At 70.9% G+C, this 22533-nt stretch carries 18 protein-coding genes; 16 read left to right on the top strand and 2 right to left on the bottom strand.

What is annotated here, in order from left to right:
• Window positions 1–7 precede the first annotated feature (7 nt).
• Window positions 8–835 carry an enoyl-CoA hydratase/isomerase family protein gene (locus RC2_RS10130; protein ID WP_082895765.1) on the bottom strand — a complete coding sequence of 276 codons (828 nt, stop codon included), beginning with the start codon at window positions 833–835 and terminating at the stop codon, window positions 8–10.
• 113 nt (window positions 836–948) lie between these two features.
• Entirely contained in the window at window positions 949–1140 is a 192-nt protein-coding gene (rpmB, locus tag RC2_RS10125) for a 50S ribosomal protein L28 (RefSeq protein WP_068100597.1), read from the bottom strand.
• A 277-nt stretch (window positions 1141–1417) separates the two neighbouring features.
• On the opposite strand from rpmB, the gene recG reads away from it, so the two are divergent.
• From recG to RC2_RS10045, 16 genes are all read left to right on the top strand, one after another.
• Window positions 1418–3700 (top strand): ATP-dependent DNA helicase RecG, encoded by a 2283-nt coding sequence (recG, locus tag RC2_RS10120; RefSeq protein ID WP_068153080.1) that lies wholly within the window; start codon window positions 1418–1420, stop codon window positions 3698–3700.
• Window positions 3701–3736: 36 nt separating this feature from the next.
• Window positions 3737–7144 (top strand): pyruvate carboxylase, encoded by a 3408-nt coding sequence (locus RC2_RS10115; protein ID WP_072681368.1) that lies wholly within the window; start codon window positions 3737–3739, stop codon window positions 7142–7144.
• A 1-nt stretch (window position 7145) separates the two neighbouring features.
• Window positions 7146–7718, top strand: a complete 573-nt coding sequence (gene rsmD / locus RC2_RS10110) for a 16S rRNA (guanine(966)-N(2))-methyltransferase RsmD (RefSeq protein ID WP_068153090.1) — start codon at window positions 7146–7148, stop codon at window positions 7716–7718.
• A gap of 12 nt (window positions 7719–7730) precedes the next feature.
• Window positions 7731–8213: a pantetheine-phosphate adenylyltransferase gene (coaD, locus tag RC2_RS10105; RefSeq protein WP_068153093.1), complete on the top strand. Its 483-nt coding sequence runs from the start codon at window positions 7731–7733 to the stop codon at window positions 8211–8213.
• Between the two features lie 136 nt (window positions 8214–8349).
• The gene (locus RC2_RS10100) at window positions 8350–9123 is read left to right on the top strand and encodes a DivIVA domain-containing protein (protein ID WP_068153096.1); all 774 of its coding nucleotides are present in this window, start codon (window positions 8350–8352) and stop codon (window positions 9121–9123) included.
• A gap of 171 nt (window positions 9124–9294) precedes the next feature.
• Entirely contained in the window at window positions 9295–9822 is a 528-nt protein-coding gene (locus RC2_RS10095; protein WP_068153099.1) for a YceD family protein, read from the top strand.
• Between the two features lie 106 nt (window positions 9823–9928).
• Window positions 9929–10111: a 50S ribosomal protein L32 gene (gene rpmF / locus RC2_RS10090; protein WP_068153101.1), complete on the top strand. Its 183-nt coding sequence runs from the start codon at window positions 9929–9931 to the stop codon at window positions 10109–10111.
• A gap of 13 nt (window positions 10112–10124) precedes the next feature.
• Window positions 10125–10907 (top strand): ribonuclease III, encoded by a 783-nt coding sequence (gene rnc / locus RC2_RS10085; protein ID WP_068153104.1) that lies wholly within the window; start codon window positions 10125–10127, stop codon window positions 10905–10907.
• Window positions 10908–10914: 7 nt separating this feature from the next.
• A complete protein-coding gene (gene mutM, locus RC2_RS10080) occupies window positions 10915–11799 on the top strand; it encodes a bifunctional DNA-formamidopyrimidine glycosylase/DNA-(apurinic or apyrimidinic site) lyase (protein ID WP_068153107.1) in 885 nt (294 codons plus the stop codon).
• Between the two features lie 52 nt (window positions 11800–11851).
• Window positions 11852–12577: a response regulator gene (locus tag RC2_RS10075; RefSeq protein WP_068153110.1), complete on the top strand. Its 726-nt coding sequence runs from the start codon at window positions 11852–11854 to the stop codon at window positions 12575–12577.
• Between the two features lie 49 nt (window positions 12578–12626).
• A complete protein-coding gene (locus RC2_RS10070; RefSeq protein WP_068153113.1) occupies window positions 12627–15002 on the top strand; it encodes a lysylphosphatidylglycerol synthase transmembrane domain-containing protein in 2376 nt (791 codons plus the stop codon).
• A 43-nt stretch (window positions 15003–15045) separates the two neighbouring features.
• Window positions 15046–15456 carry an OsmC family protein gene (locus RC2_RS10065; protein WP_068153115.1) on the top strand — a complete coding sequence of 137 codons (411 nt, stop codon included), beginning with the start codon at window positions 15046–15048 and terminating at the stop codon, window positions 15454–15456.
• Window positions 15453–15806, top strand: a complete 354-nt coding sequence (locus RC2_RS10060) for an acylphosphatase (protein WP_082895767.1) — start codon at window positions 15453–15455, stop codon at window positions 15804–15806. The genes RC2_RS10065 and RC2_RS10060 overlap by 4 nt, the downstream gene beginning before the upstream one ends.
• 79 nt (window positions 15807–15885) lie before the next feature.
• Window positions 15886–19491 carry a chromosome segregation protein SMC gene (gene smc / locus RC2_RS10055; protein WP_068153122.1) on the top strand — a complete coding sequence of 1202 codons (3606 nt, stop codon included), beginning with the start codon at window positions 15886–15888 and terminating at the stop codon, window positions 19489–19491.
• A gap of 38 nt (window positions 19492–19529) precedes the next feature.
• A complete protein-coding gene (gene ftsY, locus RC2_RS10050) occupies window positions 19530–20975 on the top strand; it encodes a signal recognition particle-docking protein FtsY (RefSeq protein ID WP_174552322.1) in 1446 nt (481 codons plus the stop codon).
• 243 nt (window positions 20976–21218) lie between these two features.
• Window positions 21219–22532: an ammonium transporter gene (locus RC2_RS10045; RefSeq protein WP_261767616.1), complete on the top strand. Its 1314-nt coding sequence runs from the start codon at window positions 21219–21221 to the stop codon at window positions 22530–22532.
• Window position 22533: the final 1 nt, after the last annotated feature.

Genomic DNA, 22533 nt, shown 5'->3' with positions numbered 1-22533 from the left:
CGAGTCGTTACCGCCCGAAGCTCGGCCGACGCTTCTCGACGAAGGCGTTCACGCCCTCGATGCCGTCGGGAGAGTCCGCCGACGCGGTGATGGCCGCGGTCTCGGCATCCAGCTGCTCGTCGAGGCTCGCCCCGGCGGACGTCAGCAGGAGCTCCTTGGTGCGACGGACCGTCCCGGTGGGTCCGGCGGCCAACGTCCGCGCCAGACGCTCCGCTTCCGACACGATCACCTCGTCGCCGACGAGCCGCGTGAGCAGTCCGAGGCGGTTCGCCTCGTCCGATCCCAGCACGGCGTCGGTCAACAGGATGTCCCGAGCGCGGCGGACCCCCACGATGCGGGGCAGGGCCCACGTCAATCCGCCGTCCGGGGTGAAACCGAGGGCGGGATAGGCCGGCCGAAGCTTCGTCGAGCGACCACCGATCGCGATGTCGGTGTGACACACGAGCGACATGCCGGCGCCGGCCGCCCACCCGGGGACGCCGGCCACCACCGGCACCGGTGCGGAGGCGAGGGCGCGGACGAACCGGTGGAATCGTTCGGCGAGCCGATGAACGAACGCGCCGCGTTCCGGCGCCGCATGGAAGGCGCCGACGTCGCCACCGCCACAGAAGTTGTCGGCCCCACCGACGAGGAGAATCGCGCCGACCGAGGAGTCGAGGGATTCCAGGGCCGCCGCGCCGTCGTCCATCGCGTGGCCGTCGAGAACGCTGCCCGATCCGGGTGCCGCGACTCGCACGTGCAACACCCCGTCCCGTACGACGACGGGCGGCTCGGCCGCTGCTGTGTCTCCGGTGTTCGCGGTGTTCGCGGTGTCGTCGGTGTCCTCGATGCGCATCGTTCGACCCTAACCGGACCGGTCACGCCCGAGACCGGTCGGGAACGAGAAAACGGCGCTGCCCGACACCGAGGGTGTCGGGCAGCGCCGATGATGCGGAACGTGCGGGAACGTCAGCCCCGGACCACCTTGCCGGCCTTGAGGCACGAGGTGCACACGTTGAGGCGGCGGGTGTTGCCCGGCGCGACCTGCGCACGGACGGTCTGGATGTTGGGGTTCCAGCGACGGTTGGTACGGCGGTGCGAGTGCGAAACCGACTTACCGAAGCCGGGTCCCTTGGCGCAAACGTCGCAGACGGCAGCCATAGTCGCGAACTCCTTGGTCTTCGTGGTGAGACCGACGCGGCTCGCCGCGATCGGTACTGCAGGACATCATGTGGGGGTGAAGCTTCGCGTCCGCACCAAATCCGGACATGCCGAACCGGCGAACGCAACCCTGCAAGACTAGCGTCAGCGACCCGTCAGGCCAAACCGGGACCACGGGGCGCGTGGCGAACGTCCGTGACGGTACCGGGTGAGAGGATGCCGAACACGCGATCGACGGACGGCCGTCGAGTACGAGGGTCGGTAGGGCAGGGGTGCGGTGACACATTTCGACGACAGGCTCGACACCGTGCTCGAGACGGGTGTGGCCCGCGCCCTGGAGGAGTCGTTCGAGCTGATCACCGTCGGGGACCTGCTGCGCTACGTCCCGTCGCGCTACGTCTCGCAGGGCAGCGGCCTGGGGTCCACCGACCCGTACGAGGGCGACCACGTCACCGTGGTCGGCAGGGTGAACAAGTGTGAGCTCTTCCCCCACCGGGGCAAGCGCGGCATCAGCGTGCTCGAGGTCACCCTCGACTGCGACGGGCAGCACGTCAAGGCGACCTTCTTCAACGGGAGCCGCGTGAAGCACGCCATCAAGAAGGACCAGCGGGTGATGTTCTCGGGCACGGTGAAGTACTGGCGTTCGAACTGGAGTCTCAACCACCCCCGATATCTCGTGCTCGACGACGACGAGTCCGATCTGGTCTCGCGTGGCGACGCGTCGGCGGGGCCGCGTCGGGGAGTGGGTCAGGCCATGGACGCGGCGATCCGTGCACTGCCCTTTCTCCCCGTCTATCCGGCGGCGGCGGGCATCGAGTCCTGGGACATCCTGTGGTGCACCCGCACGGTCCTCGAGGACCTCGACGCCGTCGAGGACCCGTTGCCCGACGTGGTTCGGGCGCAGGAGGGGCTGGCTCCCCTGGACCATGCGCTGCGCGCCGTCCACTTTCCGGCGTCGAGGAACGACGCGGAGGCCGCGCGTCATCGGCTCCGTTTCGACGAGGCCGCCGCCGTGCAGTTGGTCCTGGCGACTCGTCGGCAATCGGCGGCCGCGCGTCCGGCACCGGCCTGTCCGCCCCGCCGCGACGGTCTCGCGGCGGCGTTCGACGACGTTCTGCCGTTCGATCTCACCGACGGTCAGAGGATCGTCGCGGAGGAGATCGGGACCGATCTGTCGATCCCGCACCCGATGAACCGGCTGCTCCAGGGCGAAGTGGGTTCCGGCAAGACCATCGTGGCGTTGCGCGCCATGCTGCAGGTCGTCGACGCCGGGTATCAGTGTGCGCTGCTCGCACCCACCGAAGTGCTCGCGACGCAACATCATCGGTCGATCACCGCGCAGCTCGGTGCGTTGGCGACGGCGGGAGAACTCGGTGCGCCCGAGCACGCGACCCGAGTGGTGTTGCTGACCGGGTCGATGTCGACGGCCGCGCGGCGTGCGGCACTGCTCGCGGTGGTCAGCGGGGACGCGGGCATCGTGATCGGCACACACGCCCTCATCCAGGAGTCCGTGAGCTTCTTCGACCTCGGCATGGTGGTGGTCGACGAGCAACACCGGTTCGGAGTGGAGCAACGAGACATGTTGCGCGCGAAGGCTCGTGGTGACAGCAGCCCGCACCTGCTGGTGATGACGGCGACGCCGATTCCGCGGACCATCGCCATGACCACGCTGGGCGACCTGGACACCTCGACCCTGCGCGAACTTCCGCGTGGTCGATCACCGATCGCGACGTCGGTGGTCCCGGCCCGGGCTCATCCGGGGTGGGTGGCGCGAGCGTGGGCGCGCATCACCGAGGAGGTCGCCGCCGGCCGGCAGGCGTACGTGGTGTGCTCGCGTATCGGCGAGGACGAGGACACGCCGCCGTCGCGCCGCGCGAAGAAGACCTCCCGTCGGTCCGGCTCGGACAGGGGCAAGGACGAGGCCGAGGCCGAGGACGGGAACGCACCGACCACGGCCGCCGCCCTGGACGTGTTCGAGGCGCTGCGGTCGGGGCCGCTGTCGGGTGTCCGGGTGGGGCTGCTCCACGGACGACTACCCGCCGACGAGAAGGACGCCGTGATGACGGCATTCGACCGCGGCGAGATCGACGTTCTGGTGTGCACCACCGTCGTCGAGGTCGGCGTGGACGTGCCCAACGCCACGACCATGGTGGTGATGGACGCCGATCGCTTCGGGGTCAGTCAATTGCACCAGCTGCGCGGCCGCGTCGGCCGTGGAGGTCATCCCGGATTGTGCATCCTGGTCACCGACGTGAGCCCGAGTTCCCCGTCCCTGGATCGGCTGGAGGCGGTGGCCGCGACGACGGACGGGTTCGAGCTCGCGCTGCTCGACCTCCGTCAGCGCCGGGAAGGCAACGTGCTCGGCGCCGACCAATCGGGCACGCGCAGCAATCTCCGCTTGCTCTCGGTACTCGATCACCTCGACATCATCGTGGCGGCACGGGTCTTCGCTCAGCGCGTCGTGGCCGAGGATCCCGGACTCGCCCGCCATCCCGGTCTGGCGGGCATGATGCGCTCGGCGTGGGATGCGACCCGCGCCGACTATCTCGACAAGGCTTGACCCCTCGACGGCAGTACGGAAAGTAGGTTGACGCACATGTTCTCGAAGGTGTTGGTGGCCAATCGCGGGGAGATCGCGATCAGGGCGTTCCGTGCGGCGGTGGAGTTGGGTGCGGAGACGGTGGCGGTGTTCCCGTTCGAGGACCGCAACTCGGTGCATCGGACGAAGGCGGACGAGGCGTACGAGATCGGGGAGCCGGGTCACCCGGTGCGCAACTACCTGTCGGTGGAGGCGATCGTCGACGCGGCGGTGCGGGCGGGCGCCGACGCGATCTATCCGGGGTACGGGTTCTTGTCCGAGAATCCGGAACTGGCGGCGGCGTGCGATCGGGCGGGGATCACGTTCGTCGGTCCGTCGGCGGACGTGCTGGAGTTGACGGGGAACAAGGCGCGGGCGATCGCGGCGGCGAAGGCGGCGGGGTTGCCGGTGCTGGCGTCGTCGGAGCCGTCGGCTGACGTCGAGGCGTTGATGGCGGCGTCGGAGGGGATGGAGTTCCCGGTGTTCGTCAAGGCCGTCGCCGGCGGTGGCGGTCGGGGGATGCGGCGGGTGGCGGAGCGCTCGGGGTTGCGGGAGGCGATCGAGGCGGCGTCGCGGGAGGCGGAGTCGGCGTTCGGGGACGGGACGGTGTTCCTCGAGCAGGCGGTGGTCGATCCGCGGCACATCGAGGTGCAGATCCTGGCGGACACGCACGGCAACGTGATGCATCTGTTCGAGCGGGACTGCAGTGTGCAGCGGCGTCACCAGAAGGTGGTGGAGTTGGCGCCGGCGCCGAACCTCGATCCCGCGATACGGGAACGGATCTGCGCCGACGCGGTGGCTTTCGCGCGGCAGATCGGCTACTCGTGCGCGGGCACGGTGGAATTCCTGCTCGACACGCGCGGCAACCACGTCTTCATCGAGATGAATCCGCGGATCCAGGTCGAGCACACGGTGACCGAGGAGATCACCGATGTCGATCTGGTGGCGTCGCAGCTGCGGATCGCCTCGGGGGCGTCGCTCGAGGATCTGGGGTTGCGGCAGGAGGACATGCGGATTCGGGGTGCGGCGATGCAGTGCCGCATCACCACCGAGGATCCGGCGAACGAGTTCCGCCCCGACACCGGGCGCATCACCGCCTACCGAACCCCGGGTGGAGCGGGCATTCGGCTCGACGGCGGAACGACGTTGGGTGCGGAGGTGTCGGCGTACTTCGACTCGATGTTGGTGAAGCTGACCTGCCGGGGCCGGACGTTCGAGGTGGCGGCGGCGCGGGCGCGGCGGGCGTTGGCGGAGTTCCGCATCCGCGGGGTCTCGACCAACATCCCGTTCCTGCAGGGACTGCTCGACGATCCCGACTTCAAGGCCGGCAACGTCACCACCTCGTTCATCGAGCAGCGGCCGGAGTTGACGTCGGCGCGGCGCTCGGGCGACCGCGGCACCAAGATCCTGCGCTACCTGGCGGACGTGACGGTGAACAAGCCGCACGGTGAGCGGCCCACCACGGTCTACCCGCAGGACAAGTTGCCCGAGGTGGACCTGAGTGTGCCGCCGCCGGACGGGTCGCGGCAGCGTCTGCTGGCGTTGGGGCCGGAGGGGTTCGCGAAGGACCTGCGGGAGCGCACCTCGTTGGGCGTCACCGACACCACGTTCCGCGATGCGCATCAGTCGCTGCTCGCGACGCGGGTGCGCACCTCGGGGCTGGCGATGGTGGCCCCGTACGTCGCGCGGACCACCCCGGAGTTGTTGTCGGTGGAGTGCTGGGGCGGGGCGACCTTCGACGTGGCGCTGCGGTTCCTGCACGAGGACCCGTGGGAGCGGTTGGCGGCGCTGCGGGAGGCGATGCCGAACATCGCGCTGCAGATGCTGCTGCGCGGACGCAACACCGTCGGCTACACCCCGTATCCGGAGCGGGTGACGACGGCGTTCGTCGAGGAGGCGGCGGCGACGGGGGTCGACATCTTCCGCATCTTCGACGCGCTCAACAACGTCGATCAGATGCGGCCGGCGATCGACGCCGTCCGCGCCACCGGCACGACCGTCGCCGAGGTGGCGATGTCCTACACCGGGGACCTGTCGAATCCGAACGAGGACCTCTACACCCTCGACTACTACCTGCGCCTGGCGGAGAAGATCGTCGACGCCGGCGCGCACGTGCTGGCGATCAAGGACATGGCCGGGCTGCTGCGCGCCCCCGCGGCGACGACGTTGGTGACGGCGTTGCGGTCGAACTTCGATCTGCCGGTGCACGTGCACACCCACGACACCCCGGGTGGTCAGTTGGCGACCTACCTCGCGGCCTGGCAGGCGGGCGCCGACGCCGTCGACGGGGCGTCGGCGGCGATGGCCGGCACCACCAGTCAGCCCGCTCTGTCGGCGATCGTGGCGGCTGCCGCGCACACCGAGCGGGACACCGGGTTGGATCTGCAGGCGGTGTGCGACCTCGAGCCGTTCTGGGAGGCACTGCGGAAGGTGTACGCGCCGTTCGAGTCCGGCTTGCCGTCCCCGACGGGGCGCGTCTACACCCACGAGATCCCCGGTGGGCAGCTGTCGAACCTGCGTCAGCAGGCCATCGCCCTCGGATTGGGGGACCGGTTCGAGGCGGTCGAGCAGGCGTACGCCGATGCGGATCGGCTGCTGGGTCGGTTGATCAAGGTCACCCCCAGCTCGAAGGTCGTCGGAGATCTGGCGTTGCACCTGGTGGGGGCGGGCGTGTCGATGGAGGACTTCGCCGCCGACCCCGGCCGATTCGACATCCCCGACAGTGTGATCGGGTTCCTGCGCGGCGACCTCGGCACTCCCGCCGGGGGGTGGCCGGAGCCGTTCCGGTCCACCGCCTTGGCCGGGCGAGGCCCGGGGCGCGGGGAAGCGACGCTGACCACGCAGGACGAGGTGTTGCTCTCGGGCACCTCCGCGGAGCGTCGGGATCGGCTCAACCATCTGCTCTTCCCCGGTCCGGCCAAGGAGTTGGCCGAGCATCGCGAGAAGTTCGGCGACACCACCAGTCTGTCGGCGAACCAGTTCTTCTACGGACTCCGCCAGGGCGACGAGCATCGGGTGCAGCTCGAGAAGGGTGTGGAGTTGCTGATCGGGCTCGAGGCGATCAGTGAGCCGGACGAGGCGGGGATGCGGACGGTGATGTGCATCCTCAACGGGCAGTTGCGGCCGGTGTCGGTGCGGGACCGCTCCATCTCCGCGGACGCCCCGACCACGGAGAAGGCCGACCCCGGCGATCCGTCGCACCTGGCGGCGCCGTTCGCCGGCGTGGTCACCCTCGTCGCCGGCGAGGGCGACACCGTCTCCGCGGGGGACACCGTGGCGACGATCGAGGCGATGAAGATGGAAGCGGCCGTCACCGCACCCCGGTCGGGGACCATCACCCGCATCGCCCTGTCCGGGGTCGCCCGCGTCGAGGGCGGCGACCTCATCGCCGTCATCGCCGTCGGCGACACCACCGACCCCAGCTGAGGTGACCCGCATCGTCGCCGGCCACGCCCGCGGGCGCACGCTGGCGGTGCCGCCGCGCGGCACCCGGCCCACGGCGGACCGGGTGCGCGAGGCGCTCTTCAGTGCGCTCGAGGCGCGGATGGATCTCGACGGTGCCGCCGTGCTCGACCTCTACGCGGGGTCGGGTGCGGTGGGCCTCGAATCGCTCTCGCGCGGCGCCTCCCACGTGCTCCTGGTGGAGAACGACGCCCGCGCTGCCCGCGTGATCGCGCGCAACGTGACCACCGTCGGTCTGGCGGGCGCCGTCGTGCGGACGGCGACGGTGGCCGGGGCGTTGTCGGCGCCGCCCGACCGCGAGTACGACCTGGTCTTCGCCGACCCGCCCTACGCCGTCTCCGACGCGGAGGTGGGCACGGCTCTGCGACGTCTGGTGGACGGCGGTTGGCTGGCCGACGACGCCCTCGTGGTCGTCGAGCGCTCGAGCAGGTCCCCGGAGACCGCCTGGCCGACCGGGCTGTCCGCGGTGAAGTCCTGGACCTACGGCGAAGCACGTGTGGACCTGGCGTGCCGAGACGTGGAGCAGCGCACCGACTGATACCTTCCCGCTGTGACCCGCGTCGTGTGCCCCGGTTCGTTCGATCCCGTCCATCTCGGTCATCTCGACGTGATCGCCCGCGCGGCAACGCAATTCGACGAGGTCGTGGTGACCGTGGTGGTCAATCCGAACAAGAGCGGACTGTTCTCGATCGACGAGCGCGTCGAGATGATCGGCGCCTGCACCACCCACCTCGCGGGCGTGCGCGTGGACACCTGGGAGGGGCTGTTGGTCGACTACACCGCCCGGAACGGTGCCACCGCGATGATCAAGGGTCTGCGCACCGCCGCGGACTTCGACTACGAGGTGCAGATGGCGCAGATGAATCGTCGACTCACCGGGGTGGACACCGTGTTCCTGGGCACCGACCCGGCGCACAGCTGTCTGTCCAGCTCCCTCATCAAGGAGATCGCGCGCCTCGGCGGCGACGTCACGTCGATGGTCCCCTCCGTCGTGCACGAGCGACTGCTCGCCCGCCTGGCCGAACGGGCCTGACCCCCGACACACCGCCGCAGATGGCGCGTCCGCCGACGACCATCGAGCACACTGGACGAGCAGGCCGGTCGACGGTCCCGACAGGGACCGCGGCGACGACGACCGGCCACCGACGACGAAGTGAGGTCCAGGAACCGTGTACCGGGTATTCGAGGCGCTCGACGAGCTCGTGGCGATCGTCGAGGAGGCGCGGGGCGTTCCGATGACCGCCGGCTGTGTCGTGCCGCGCGGCGACGTCCTCGAACTGCTCGACGACGTGCGGGACGCGATTCCGGGGGAGCTCGACGACGCCCAGGACGTGTTGGACCACCGCGACAAACTGGTGTCGGACGCTCGGACCGGCGCGGAGAAGACGATCTCGTCGGCCAACGCCGAGGCGACGTCGACGGTCGAGAACGCACGCGAGGAGGCCGATCGGCTGCTCGCCGACGCCAAGGCGCACGCCGATCGCATGGTGGCCGAGGCCACCGCGCACGCCGAGTCCCTCGTCGCCGACGCGACCGCGCGTGCCGATGCCACCGTCGCCGACGGCGAGCGGGAGTACGAGGGTCTGGTCGAACGCGCGCGGGCCGAGGCCCAGCGGCTCACCGACAGCGGCAACGCCGCGTACGAACGGTCCGTCGCCGACGGTGTCGCGGAACAGGAACGCCTGGTGTCGCAGACCGAGGTGGTGACGGCGGCCCACGCCGAATCCGCCCGCGTCATCGACGCCGCGCACGCCGAGTCCGACCGCCTGCGCAGCGAGTGCGACCTCTACGTCGACAGCAAGCTCGCCGAGTTCGAGGAACTGCTGTCCGGCACGCTCCGCTCGGTGGGACGCGGTCGTCAGCAGCTGCGCACGGGATCGGGAGTTCCGAACTACGACGCCGACTTCTCCGCCCCGCGCGGCGAGTCCCGGTCGCGCTACTGACCGGAGCGTCGACACGACCGAAGTTGAACGGTGCGGTCCGCTCCCGTACCGTGGAGTGGTTGCCCGCACCGCCCGTGTCGGTCGCAGCCCAGGATGTCCGTCACCGAAGTAAGAGGTCGTTCGTTGTCTCCCGCCGCTCGTTCCCGCTCCACCGGCCCCGCCTCGGCGCTGGTGGTGGACACCCGCCGTCTCGGGCGGCGTGGTGGATCGATGATGCCGGTGGAGCGCACCGTGCCGGCGCCGTCGCGCATCGGCCTCGATCTGATCGCGGTGCCGGAAGGTGCGGACCTCCACCTCGACCTGCGGCTGGAGTCCGTCACCGAAGGTGTGCTGGTCAGCGGCACCGTCGACGCCGACACCGTGGGCGAGTGCTCGCGCTGCCTGGAGCCCTTCACCTCGCACGTCCAGCTGCACCTCACGGAGCTGTTCGCGTATCCGGACAGCGTGACCGACGAGACGACGGACGCCGACGACGTCTACCGCGTCGAGGACGACGCGGTCGATCTGGAGCCGTTGATCGTCGACGTGGCGGGTCTCACGTTGCCGTTGCGGCCACTGTGCAGCGAGGACTGCGAAGGACTGTGCCCGGAGTGCGGCATCCGCCTGTCGATTGCGGAACCCGGGCATGCGCATGAGACACTGGATCCTCGCTGGGCCGGTCTGGCAGCAAAGCTGCAGGATCAGAGCTCCGATACCTGAGTCCGCGGGCGTCTCGCGCGCCCGTGCGACCAGCACCGACAAGCAGTGCTCCCGACAGGGCAGCATTACCGACAAGCAGTAGCACCGAGTACGAGGAGAAGTAGAAGTGGCTGTCCCGAAGCGCAAGATGTCGCGGTCCAACACCCGTTCGCGACGCAGCCAGTGGAAGACCACTGCACCCACGCTGATCTCGTGCCCCAACCGCGGATGCGGCGAGAAGACCCTGCCCCACACGGTGTGCCCGAACTGCGGCACCTACAAGGGTCGCCAGGTCACTGCGGCTGTCTGATCGAGCATCCATCGTGACCGACCAGATCACGACGCCGTCGCCCGAGAGCGGTGAGAGCGAGCACGCATCGCTTCTCGCCGCTCTCGGCGTTTCGGTACATCCCGAGCTCCTCGAGCTGGCGTTGACCCACCGCTCGTACGCGTACGAGCACGGTGGCCTCCCCACCAACGAGCGCCTCGAGTTCCTCGGCGACTCGGTGCTGGGTCTGTCCATCACCGAGAAGCTGTACACCACCCACCCGGACAAGTCCGAGGGTGAACTCGCGAAGATCCGCGCCAGCGTGGTCAACATGCACGCCCTCGCCGAGGTCGCTCGTGGTCTCGGCGGCGGCGGACTCGGCGCGCACCTGCGGCTGGGCAAGGGCGAGGAGATGACGGGCGGTCGCGACAAGCCGTCCATCCTCGCCGACGGCATGGAGTCGCTGCTCGGTGCGATCCACGTGCAGTACGGCATCGACACCGCCCGAGAGGTGGTCCTGCGCCTGTTCGCGGATCTGCTCGAGCGGGGCCCCCGGCTGGGTGCCGGGCTCGACTGGAAGACCAGCCTGCAGGAACTCACCGCGGAGAAGGGTCTGGGCGTGCCGGTCTACGAGATCTCGGCCACCGGACCGGACCACGACAAGGAGTTCACCGCCACGGTTCTCGTCGGCGGCACTCCGTTCGGTACCGGCGTCGGTCGGACCAAGAAGGAAGCCGAACAGCGCGCGGCCGGTACCGCGTGGACCGAGTTGTCCGGCGGCGCCGGAGCCGTTCCGGCCGCCGGCGTCGGCTCGGCGCCGACCGCCCCGGGGGTCTGACCCGCCGGTGCCCGAGCTCCCCGAGGTCGAGGTCGTGCGGCGTGGTCTGAACGATCACGTCGTCGGATCCGTCCTGCACCGCGTCGAGGTGCTGCACCCGCGCGCGGCGCGCCGGCACGAGCCCGGCAGCCTGGATCTCGAGGCCCGGCTCGCCGGAACCGAGGTGCGCGCGGTCGACCGGCGTGGCAAGTACCTCTGGCTGGTGGTCGCACCTCCCGGCGGCGATCTCGCGCGCGCCGAAGCCATCGTGGTTCACCTCGGCATGAGTGGGCAGATGCTGGTGCAGCCCACCACGGCTCCGGCCGAGAAGCACCTCCGCATCCGCGTCGACCTCGGCGACGACCGCGAACTCCGTTTCGTCGACCAGCGCACGTTCGGTGGCTGGGCCGTGGCGGACCTGGTCGACTCCGGCGGCACCCTCGTGCCCGCTCCGGTCGCGCACATCGCCCGCGACCCGCTCGACCCGGTGTTCGACGTCGAGCGCGTGGTGGCGACGATGCGCGGCAAGCACACCGAGATCAAGCGAGCCCTGCTCGACCAGACCGTCGTGTCGGGCGTCGGCAACATCTACGCCGACGAGTCGTTGTGGCGCAGCAAGATTCACGGTGCCCGCCTCACCGATTCGCTCACCCGGCCGGCCCTGCGGCGGGTGCTGCACCACGCCCACGCCGTGATGGGGGAGGCCCTCGCCCAGGGCGGAACGTCGTTCGACGCGCTCTACGTCAACGTCAACGGACAGTCCGGCTACTTCGATCGGTCCCTGGCCGCCTACGGGCAGGAGGGCCTGCCGTGCCCGCGCTGCGGCGCACCGATCCGGCGGGAGAAGTTCATGAACCGGTCGTCGTTCAGCTGTCCCCGGTGTCAACCACGACCGCGGGTGCGGCGCGCGTAAGGAACGCGCAAACGAGACGGGTTCAGGCCTTCGGTTCGGCCATGATGGACTCGTGACCTCGGGACAACCCTCCGCGGCCGGTGACACGGCGCCGCGTACGCGCGTGCTCGTGGTCGACGACGAGCCGGGGCTCGTGCGGGCGTTGCGCATCAACCTCGGGGTCCGCGGATACGACGTCACGACGGCGACCACGGGGGCCGGAGCGTTGCGGGCGGCCGCGGACACCAAGCCCGACGTGGTGGTACTCGATCTCGGACTGCCGGATCTGGACGGGCTCGAGGTGCTCGCCGGCCTGCGGGGATGGACGACGGTGCCCGTCGTGGTGCTCTCGGCGCGGACCGATTCGGCGGACAAGGTCGACGCCCTCGACGCGGGCGCGGACGACTATGTGACCAAGCCGTTCGGCATGGACGAGTTCCTCGCGCGCCTGCGCGCGGCGGTCCGTCGCGGGGCCGCCGCGACGGCGTCGGATGCGGAGCCGGTGGTCGAGACCGACTCGTTCACCGTCGACCTCACGGCGAAGACGGTCACCAGGGACGGCGTGGCCGTGCACCTCACGCCGACGGAGTGGGGGATGCTCGAGATGCTCGTGCGGCACCGCGGACGCCTGGTGAGCCAGAAGGAGGTGCTGCGGCAGGTGTGGGGGCCGGCCTACGAGTCCGAAACGCACTACCTCCGCGTCTACCTCGGCCAACTCCGCCGCAAGCTCGAAGCGGACCCCTCGCATCCCCGGCACCTGCTCACCGAGGCCGGCATGGGCTATCGATTCCAGGTCTGACGCGCCTGCCTGCGGGTTCGACGCGCTCACCCGGGTTAGGTTGACCAGCGTGCAGGTCGACGGACGCCAGATCCCGGTTCGCGGGAACGTGTTGCAACCGTTGACCCGTCGTACCAGCGACATCCTGCGGGTCGTCGCGTCCGCCGTCTTCCTGGGCCTCGTGATCGTGGGGTCGGTGATCACCCGCAGTCAGTGGATGGCACTCGAGCGGTCGATCTCCGACATCGTCGGCGTCCTCACCCCGAGCCAGTCCAACGCCGTCTACCTCGTCTACAGCATCGCCATTCTCGCGCTGCCGTTCACCGTGCTCGCGGGCCTGGTCGCGGCCCGGCGGTGGCGGCTGCTCGGCGGGTACCTCGCCGCGGCGGCGATCGCGGCGCTCTCGCTCTCCATCAGCCCCAGTGGCATCTCCGCACCCGGCTGGCACATCGACGAGTCCACCCGGCTGGACACCCTGGCCTCGCAGGTTCTCGACGACCCGAGGTGGATCGCCATCGTGGCCGCCGTGCTCACCGTGTCGGGCCCCGGCCTGCCCGCCCGGTGGCGACGGACCTGGTGGTTCCTGCTTCTCGCATTCGTCCCGATCCACCTCGTGGTCAGCACCGTCGTGCCCGCCCGGTCGCTGATCGGCCTCTCGGTCGGCTGGCTCGCCGGATCGCTGGTGGTCCTGGTGGTGGGGACCCCGGCCCTCGAAGTGCCGCTCGACCGCGCGATCCGCGAACTGGACCGCCGCGGGCTGTCGGTGTCGGCTCTGACGGTGCTGCGTCCCGCCGGCCTCGGACCGCTGCTGCTGTCGGCGGACACCGGCTCCGCCGGCCCGGGTGCGGTGGTCGAACTCTTCGGCCCCAACCAACGCAGCCGGGGCGCGCTCCGGTACGCCCGACGCATCGTGACCCTGCGGCCCAACGAGAACGCTCCGTTGCACGCCTCCCAGCGCCGCGCGGTGGAACACCGGGCGCTCATGGGCATCGCCGTCGACGCGCTCGGCGTCTCCGCGATCACCCCCACCGCGGTGGCGGACCTGGGCCGCGGCTGGGTCCTCTACGCCCACAGCGTGGCCCGCGGTCGTCCGCTCGAGCCGGGCCGCGACCAGGACGTCGTCGCGTCGTGGCGGACCCTCGGCGTCCTTCGTGCCCGGCAGATCGCCCACGGCTCGCTGCGCGCGTCCGACGTCCGGATCGACGTCGACGGCACCGCGCTGCTGGACGGATTCGGGACCGCGGAGCTGGGCGCGTCCCCGGCGCGACTGCGCTCCGATGCCGCGCAGTTGCTTCTGACCTCGGCGGCCCTGGTCGGCCCGGACGCCGCCGTCGACGCCGCTCTGGACCGGTTGGGCCCGACGGACGTGGTGGCGGCGTCGCGCCGCCTGACACCGTCGGCGATACCCCGCCTCGTCCGGGACGAGGTCCCGAACGCCAAGGCCCTCATGACCGCCACCCGCGACACGGTGGCGGCGCGGACCGGCATCGGCACCATCACCGCCGAGCAGGTCACCCGGTTCTCCCGTAACCAGATCATCCAGCTGGTCCTGCTCATCGCGCTGGTCTACGTGGCGTATCCGTTCGTGGGGCAGCTGCCGACCTTCGCGACGGAACTGCGGTCGATCGACTGGGGTTGGGCCGCACTGGGACTCGTGATCTCCGGCGCGACCTACTTCGGAGCCGCGGCCGCCCTGTGGGCGTGTGCGAGCGGGCTCGTGAGCTACTGGCACACGACGGTCATGCAGGTGGCCAACACGTTCGCCGCGACCACGACTCCGGCCGGGGTCGGCGGACTCGCCCTCTCGGTGCGGTTCCTGCAGAAGGGCGGAGTGTCGGTGGCGCGGTCCACCGCGGCGGTCGCGCTGCAACAGCTGGTGCAGGTCATCGCCCACGTCACGCTGCTCGTGGCGTTCTCGGTGGCGGCGGGCCAGACAGCGGACATCGCGCGCTTCGTTCCCGGCGCGACCATCCTCTATCTCATCGCCGGCGTCGCCTTCGGCGTGCTCGGTGCCTTCCTCTTCGTCCCCACGCTGCGACGGTTCCTCCGGACGGCGGTCCGGCCGCAACTGGCCGAGGTGTGGGCGGACCTGCGGGAGCTGGCGCGCAGCCCCGGTCGATTCGCCCTCATCGTCGCCGGTTGCGCGGCCACGACCCTCGGTGCCGCCGCGGCGCTCTGGGTGAGCGTGCAGGCCTTCGGCGGCGGCACCACCTTCGTCACCGTCACGGTGGTCACGATGATCGGCGGCACCCTGGCCTCGGCCGCACCCACGCCGGGCGGTGTCGGCGCGGTGGAGGCGGCGCTGATCGGCGGCCTCGCCGCCTTCGGACTTCCCGCCGCCGTGGCGGTGCCCTCCGTGTTGCTCTACCGGGTGCTGACGTGCTGGATCCCGGTGTTTCTCGGCTGGCCCATCATGCGGTGGATGACCCGTCGCGAACTGATCTGATCGCCGTCGCGTCCCTGTCGGGACCACCCCCTACGATCGGGCCATGGCTGAACTCTGGGTCGAGCGCACCGGCACCCGTCGCTACACGGGCAAGAGCGACCGCGGGGCGGAGGTGCTGATCGGGTCGGAGGACGTCCCCGGTGTCTTCACCCCCGGCGAGTTGCTCAAGATCGCGCTTGCCGCGTGCACCGGCATGAGTTCGGATCGGCCGCTCGCGCGCCGCCTGGGGGAGAACTACGACGCGACGGTGCGTGTGTCGGGTACCGCGGACCGCGACAACGAGGTGTATCCGCGACTCGACGAGGTCCTCCAGGTCGATCTCAGCGAACTCGACGCCGAGGCGCAGGAGCGGTTGCTCACCGTGGTGACCAAGGCCGTCGACAAGGTGTGCACCGTGGGGCGCACCCTGAAGGCCGGTACCGAGGTGAACCTCGCGGTCGAGGTCGAGGGATGACCGACGCTGCGCCGACGGGCGACGAGCGACTCGACGCTGCGCCGACGGGCGACGAGCGACTCGACGCTGCGCCGACGGGCGACGAGCGACTCGACGCCTGGGTCCACGGCACGGTCCAGGGCGTCGGCTTCCGGTGGTGGACCCGTTCGCGCGCGCTCGAACTCGGCCTGGTGGGCTCGGCCACGAACACCGCCGACGGCCGGGTGCACGTGGTGGCGGAGGGGCCGAGCGATCGGCTCGACGCGTTGCTCGCCGCTCTGCGCTCCGACGCGACACCGGGCTCGGTGACCACCGTGGTGGACAGTCGCGGTCCGGCGCGCGGCGGCCTGTCGGGCTTCGTCGAACGGTAGGCTGCTCAGCCGTGCATCCGACCACCTCGACGCCGACGTGCCGTCGGCGCGTCGTGTCCGCCGCGGGTCGGGCCGTGCCGTGCACCTGAAGAGTCTGACGCTCAAGGGCTTCAAGTCCTTCGCGTCCGCGACCACCCTGCGTTTCGAGCCGGGCATCACCTGCGTCGTCGGGCCCAACGGGTCCGGCAAGTCCAACGTGGTCGATGCGCTCACCTGGGTGATGGGCGAGCAGGGTGCCAAGGCCCTGCGCGGCGGGAAGATGGAGGACGTCATCTTCGCCGGCACGTCCGGCCGAGCAGCCCTCGGCCGTGCCGAGGTGACGCTGACCATCGACAACGCCGACGGCGCGTTGCCCATCGACTACTCCGAGGTCTCCATCACGCGGCGAATGTTCCGCGACGGGGCCGGGGAGTACGAGATCAACGGATCGTCCTGCCGACTGATGGACGTCCAGGAGCTGCTCAGCGACTCCGGTATCGGCCGCGAGATGCACGTCATCGTCGGGCAGGGGCGTCTCGCCGCCATCCTCGAATCGCGGCCGGAGGACCGCCGCGCCTTCATCGAGGAGGCGGCCGGGGTGCTCAAACACCGCAAGCGCAAGGAGAAGGCCCTCCGCAAGCTGGATGCGATGCAGGCCAACCTCGCCCGGTTGACCGACCTCACCACCGAACTGCGTCGCCAGCTCAAGCCCCTCGGGCGGCAGGCGGAGGTCGCACGCCGCGCGCAGACGGTGCAGGCGGACCTGCGTGACGCACGCCTCCGTCTCGCTGCGGACGATCTGGTGACCCGGCGCCGAGAACTCGCGGAACAGACCCGCGACGAGGACCGCATCCGGACCGAGCAGGCCGCTGTCGCCGATGCGCTCGCCGAGGGCGAGGCGGTCCTGGCGCGGGCGGAATCCGACCTGGCCCAGCTCACTCCCAGCGCCGAGGCGGCGGCGGCCGGGTGGTTCGAGCTCTCCGCCCTGGCGGAACGGGTGAGCGCCACGGTGCGCATCGCCACCGAGCGGGCGCGGCATCTCGACGGCGCGGCGGACGAGCGCGGCGGACCCGATCCCGACGACCTCGACGAGCGCGCCGAGGAGATGGCGGAGGAAGAGGAGCGGCTCGCGGAGAGCGTCGAGATCGCACGCGAGGCGCTCGACGCCGCCCGCGATGCGTTGGCCGAGCGCGAGGCGGCGGCAGCCGATGCCGACCGTGCGCACGCCGCCGCGGTACGCGCCGTCGCCGATCGCCGAGAAGGGTTGGCGCGCTTGGCCGGTCGCCTGGACGGTCTGCGAGCGCGGGTCGAGTCCCACGACGCCGAGCTCACCCGACTCTCCACGGCCATCGAGGAGGCGACGACGCGTGGAGACGAGGCCCGTGCGGAGTTCGAGACGGTTCAGGACCGGGTCGGCGAACTCGACGCGGGTGAGGCCGGGCTGGACCTTCAGCACGAGCGCGCGGTGGACGCCGCGGCGCGAGCCGACGCGCGCGTCGCCGAACTGCAGGCGCAGGAGCGAGAGGCCGCGCACCGGGTCGCGTCGTTGCGCGCCCGGATCGAGGCCCTCGCGACGACGCTGGACCGCGGCGACGGGGGCGCCTGGCTGGCGGACCGAGGGTTGGCGGACGGCGGCCGGCTCGGTGACCATCTCACCGTCGCCGCCGGGTACGAGGTGGCGGTGGCCGCGGCTCTCGGCGCCGGCGCCGATGCCGTCGTCGTCTCGTCCGGAGACCGCGCGTACGAGGCGCTCCGGGTCCTGCGGGACGACGACGGCGGCCGTGCGGCCATCGTCCACCGCACCGAGTCGGTCACCGCGCGGGACGTGACGGAAAGCGAGCGGCAGGACGACGCGGCCGCACCGGGGGTGTCGGCACTGTCCGTCGTGACGGCCGGCGACGCGGTCCGCGGGGCCGTCGACTCGTTGCTGGCGGATGTGCGCATCGTCGAGACGGAGGCCGAGGCGGCCGCCGTCGTCGACACCGACCCTCGCGCTCGTGCCGTCACGCGGCGCGGCGACCTGCTCGGCCACGGATGGGTCACCGGCGGCTCCGATCGGCGACCGAGTTCCCTCGAGGTCCAGGCGACCATCGACGAGTCCACGGCCGAGCTGGCCGAGTGCGAGCGTCGGGTCGGGGAGGCGCTGGCCGCACTCTCCGGTGCACTGGCCGAACAGGCGGACCGCAGGGAGGCCGCGGAGCAGGCTCTCGCCGCACTCACCGAGTCCGACGCCGCCATGTCCGCGATCTACGAGCAGCTCGGTCGGCTCGGCCAGGTCGCGCGAGTGGCGCAGCAGGAGGCCGACCGCCTGCGCGAGCAGCGCCGCCGGGTGGAGGAGCAGCGCGACGAGGCCGCGGCCGCTCTGGCCGAGCACGAGGAGCGGGTGCGGCTCGCCGAGGACGACGCCGCCGGCGACGGGGACGACGGGGACGCCGGGGAGGAATGGGCTCTCGCCCGCGAGGAGGCCGCCGCCGCCGTCGCCGAGGTGCGAGCCGTGGAGGTCGAGGCACGACTGGCGCTGCGGACGGCCGAGGAACGGGCCGCCTCCGTGCGGGGCCGAGCAGAGGGACTGCGTCGTCAGGCGCGCATCGAGCGTGAGGCGCGCGCCCGCGCCGAGGTGGCGCGCGCCCACCGGGCCCGCTCGGCCGCCGTCGCCGCCGCGGTGGCCGAGTCCGGCGCCGCCCTGACCGAGCGGCTCGACCTCGTCGTCGCGGACGCGGCCGCCACTCGCGACGAGCTGACGCGGCGCCGCACCGACCGCGCAGCCGAGGTCGAACGGACCCGTGAGCAGGTCCGCGCGCTGGCGGCCCGGGTCGCGCAGCTGACCGATGCGGCGCATCGGGACGAGGTGGCCAAGGCGCAGGCCGTCCTGCGGATCGAACAGCTCGAACAGGGTGTCGTCGAGCAGTTCGCCATCGCGCCGGACGATCTGATCGCCGAGTACGGGCCCGACGTCGCGCTCCCGCCCACCGAGCTCGAGATGGCGGAGTACGAGCAGGCGAAGGAACGGGGAGAGCAGGTGACCCGGCCCGCGCCCCTGCCGTTCGACCGAGCCGAGCAGGAACGGCGCGTCAAGCGGGCCGAACGGGATCTGGCCACCCTCGGCAAGGTCAACCCGCTGGCGCTCGAGGAGTTCGCCGCGCTCGAGGAGCGCTACAACTTCCTCTCCACCCAGCTCGAGGACGTCAAGAGTGCGCGGAAGGACCTGCTGGGTGTGGTCGCCGACGTGGACGCGCGGATCCTGCAGGTGTTCACCGAGGCCTACGCCGACGTCGAGCGGGAGTTCGTCGGAGTGTTCGCCACGCTGTTTCCCGGCGGGGAGGGGCGGCTGGTGCTGACCGACCCGTCGGACATGCTCACCACCGGCATCGAGGTCGAGGCCCGGCCGCCCGGCAAGAAGGTCAAGCGGCTCTCCCTGCTGTCCGGTGGGGAGAAGTCGCTCACGGCGGTGGCGATGCTCGTGGCGATCTTCCGCGCCCGTCCGTCCCCGTTCTACGTCATGGACGAGGTCGAAGCGGCGCTCGACGACACCAACCTCCGGCGCCTGATCTCGCTCTTCGAGCAGCTGCGGGAGAAGTCGCAGCTCATCGTCATCACGCACCAGAAGCCGACCATGGAGGTCGCGGACGCGCTGTACGGCGTGAGTATGCGCGGTGACGGCATCACCACCGTCATCTCGCAACGCCTGCCCCGCGCCGCCGGCTGACACCCTGAGACACCTCCGGGCCCGGCCGTCCTGAGACACTGGTGGACGTGACCACCGAACTCTGGATCGTCGTAGCCGCTGTCCTGGCACTTCTCGTCGTCGTGCTCGTCGTCGGATCGGTGTTGGCTCGCCGTCGTCGGATCTCGCTCCGCGGTGACACCGAGGAGAAGCCGCGGGAAGTCGATCGGTCCGGTGGATACAAGGCAAGCACCGGCTTCGACTTCTCGCAGGGCACGGCGGCACCGCCCGAGCCGGTGCGCCGGGAACCCACCCGGCCCGATCCGGTGGGGGAGCGCACCGACACCGACGACCAGCCGCGAGTCGGCGACGACGCATCGGTTCCGCGGGACGCGCCGAAGCGCGGGATCACCGACGTCACCCTGCCGGAGCCCGCGACCGCCCCCGAGCCGGTCGCCGAGCCCGAACCCACGGTCACCCCCGAGCCCACGGTCACCCCCGAGCCCACGGTCACCCCCGAGCCCACGCTCACCCCCGAGCCCACGGTCACCCCCGAGCCCACGGTCACCCCGGAACCCGCTGCCGCGCCCGCGATCGACGACATCGATCCCACCGAGGGTCGTCTGCACCGGCTGCGCGGCCGACTCTCGCGCTCGCAGAACGCCGTCGGCCGCTCGTTGCTGGGCCTGCTCGGTGGCGGCGACCTCGACGAGGATTCCTGGGAGGAGGTCGAGGACACGCTCCTCGTGGCGGACCTCGGCAGCGCGGCGACCAGCGAGATCGTCGCCACCCTGCGGGAGCAGATGGCCGCGCGCAACGTCCGGACCGAGAGCGAGGCCCGAGCCCTGCTGCGCGAGGTGCTGATCGACCAGCTCACGCCGTCGTTCGATCGCTCGATCCGCGCGCTTCCGCACGGTGATCGCCCGTCGGTGCTCCTGGTCGTCGGTGTCAACGGAACGGGCAAGACGACCACGACGGGCAAACTCGCTCGCGTCCTGGTGGCCGACGGCCGACGTGTGATTCTCGGTGCGGCCGACACCTTCCGCGCCGCGGCCGCCGATCAGTTGCAGACGTGGGCGGAGCGCGTGGGCGCCGACGTGGTCCGGGGCAAGGAGGGGGCGGACCCCGCCGCCGTGGCGTTCGACGCGGTGAGCCGCGGGATCGCCGACGGGGTCGACTGCGTCCTCGTCGACACCGCGGGTCGCCTGCACACCAAGACCGGCCTGATGGACGAACTCGGCAAGGTCAAGCGCGTCATCGAGAAGAAGGCCCCGGTGGACGACGTGCTGCTGGTGCTCGACGCGACCATCGGGCAGAACGGCCTGGCGCAGGCCCGCGTGTTCGCGCAGGTGGTCGACATCACCGGTGTGGTCCTGACCAAGCTCGACGGAACCGCGAAGGGCGGCATCGTCTTCCAGGTGCAGCGCGAGCTGGGCGTGCCCGTGAAACTGGTCGGGCTGGGCGAGGGCGCGGACGATCTCGCGCCCTTCGATCCGGCCGCGTTCGTGGACGCGCTGCTGGGCTGATCGGGCTCGGGTCCGGCTCGGATCCGGCTCGGATCCGACCCGGGCGCCCCGCGCAACACGTTCGCAACATGATGGGTCGCGGCGTTCACACGGCCGAAACTCCGTGGTGTCGCCACGGAAACAGCCACTGAGCACTCTTCTCCTCAGGTATTCAGCCACCGTCGGCTGGGCCGAGGTACAAGGAGGAGGCTCGAGGTGGATTTCCCCGTAATCGGTGCACCCGACACCGGTGACACAGCATGGATGCTGACCAGCGCGGCGTTCGTGTTGCTCATGGTCCCCGGACTGGCGTTCTTCTACGGCGGCATGGTCCGTGCGAAGAGCGTGCTGAACATGATCATGATGAGCGTGTCCGCGATGGGTGTCGTGGGCGTGCTGTGGGTGCTGTACGGCTACTCGATGGTCTTCGGCGAGGACAAGGCCGGCATCGTCGGTGATCCCCTGCAGTTCTTCGGCCTGAAGGGTCTGATCGGCGGCACCTACCTGGCCGGCGAGGACGAGGCCGGGGCCGTCGTGGACGCGGCGATCCCGCTGGTGGGCACCATTCCCGCCACGGTGTTCGTCTCCTTCCAGGCCATGTTCGCCATCCTGACGGTGGCTCTGATCTCCGGTGCGGTGGCGGACCGTCTGCGCTTCGGACCGTGGATGCTCTTCGCCGCACTCTGGGCGACGTTCGTCTACTTCCCCGTCGCGCACTGGGTGTTCTCCTTCGACGAGGTCACCACGCAAACCGGTGGCTGGATCGCCAACAAGGTCGAGGCGATCGACTTCGCCGGTGGTACCGCCGTCCACATCAACGCCGGCGCGGCCGGTCTGGTTCTCGCGCTGATCCTCGGCAAGCGCAAGGGATGGCCGAAGACGCCGTTCCGCCCGCACAACCTCCCGTTCGTCATGCTCGGTGCCGGCCTCCTGTGGTTCGGGTGGTTCGGCTTCAACGCCGGCTCCGCCGTGGGTTCCAACGGCATCGCCGGTGCCACCTTCGTCACCACCATCGCCGCCACCGCGGCCGCGATGCTCGCCTGGCTGCTCACCGAGCGCATCCGCGACGGACACGCCACCTCCCTGGGCGGCGCGTCGGGCATCGTCGCCGGTCTGGTGGCCATCACCCCGGCCTGCAGCTCGGTCAACATCCTCGGCGCCCTGGTCATCGGCGTGGTCTCCGGTGTGCTCTGCGCCCTCGCGGTCGGCCTGAAGTTCCGCTTCGGCTACGACGACTCGCTCGACGTCGTGGGTGTCCACCTCGTCGGCGGTCTGGTGGGCACCATCCTGGTCGGCTTCGTCGCCACCGAGGAGGCCCCGGCCGGTGTCTCCGGACTGTTCTACGGCGGCGGCGCGTCGCAGCTGTGGGCGCAGCTCGTCGGTGCGGGCGCGGTCCTGCTCTACTCTCTGGTGGGAACAGCCATCGTGGCGCTCATCGTCAAGTACACCGTGGGCCTGCGCATCGACGACGAGGGCGAGTCCCTCGGCGCCGATGAATCCGAACACGCCGAGACGGGCTACGACTTCGCAGCTCTCGGCGGATCTTCCATGGGCCGCGTGCCCGCCAAGGAGGCGTGAG

It is taken from the genome of Rhodococcoides corynebacterioides NBRC 14404, from assembly GCF_001894765.1.
Classification (GTDB): domain Bacteria; phylum Actinomycetota; class Actinomycetes; order Mycobacteriales; family Mycobacteriaceae; genus Rhodococcoides; species Rhodococcoides corynebacterioides.
The sequence above is the reverse complement of the archived record's forward strand: the minus strand, read 5'-3'. Positions and strand labels throughout refer to the sequence as shown.

Coding starts and splice junctions, on each gene's coding strand:
- RC2_RS10115 (WP_072681368.1), top strand. CDS start 3,737: ATGTTCTCGAAGGTGTTGGTGGCCAATCGCGGGGAGATCGCGATCAGG.
- RC2_RS10045 (WP_261767616.1), top strand. CDS start 21,219: ATGCTGACCAGCGCGGCGTTCGTGTTGCTCATGGTCCCCGGACTGGCG.
- RC2_RS10065 (WP_068153115.1), top strand. CDS start 15,046: ATGGCTGAACTCTGGGTCGAGCGCACCGGCACCCGTCGCTACACGGGC.
- rpmB (WP_068100597.1), bottom strand. CDS start 1,140: ATGGCTGCCGTCTGCGACGTTTGCGCCAAGGGACCCGGCTTCGGTAAG.
- RC2_RS10060 (WP_082895767.1), top strand. CDS start 15,453: ATGACCGACGCTGCGCCGACGGGCGACGAGCGACTCGACGCTGCGCCG.
- RC2_RS10130 (WP_082895765.1), bottom strand. CDS start 835: ATGCGCATCGAGGACACCGACGACACCGCGAACACCGCGAACACCGGA.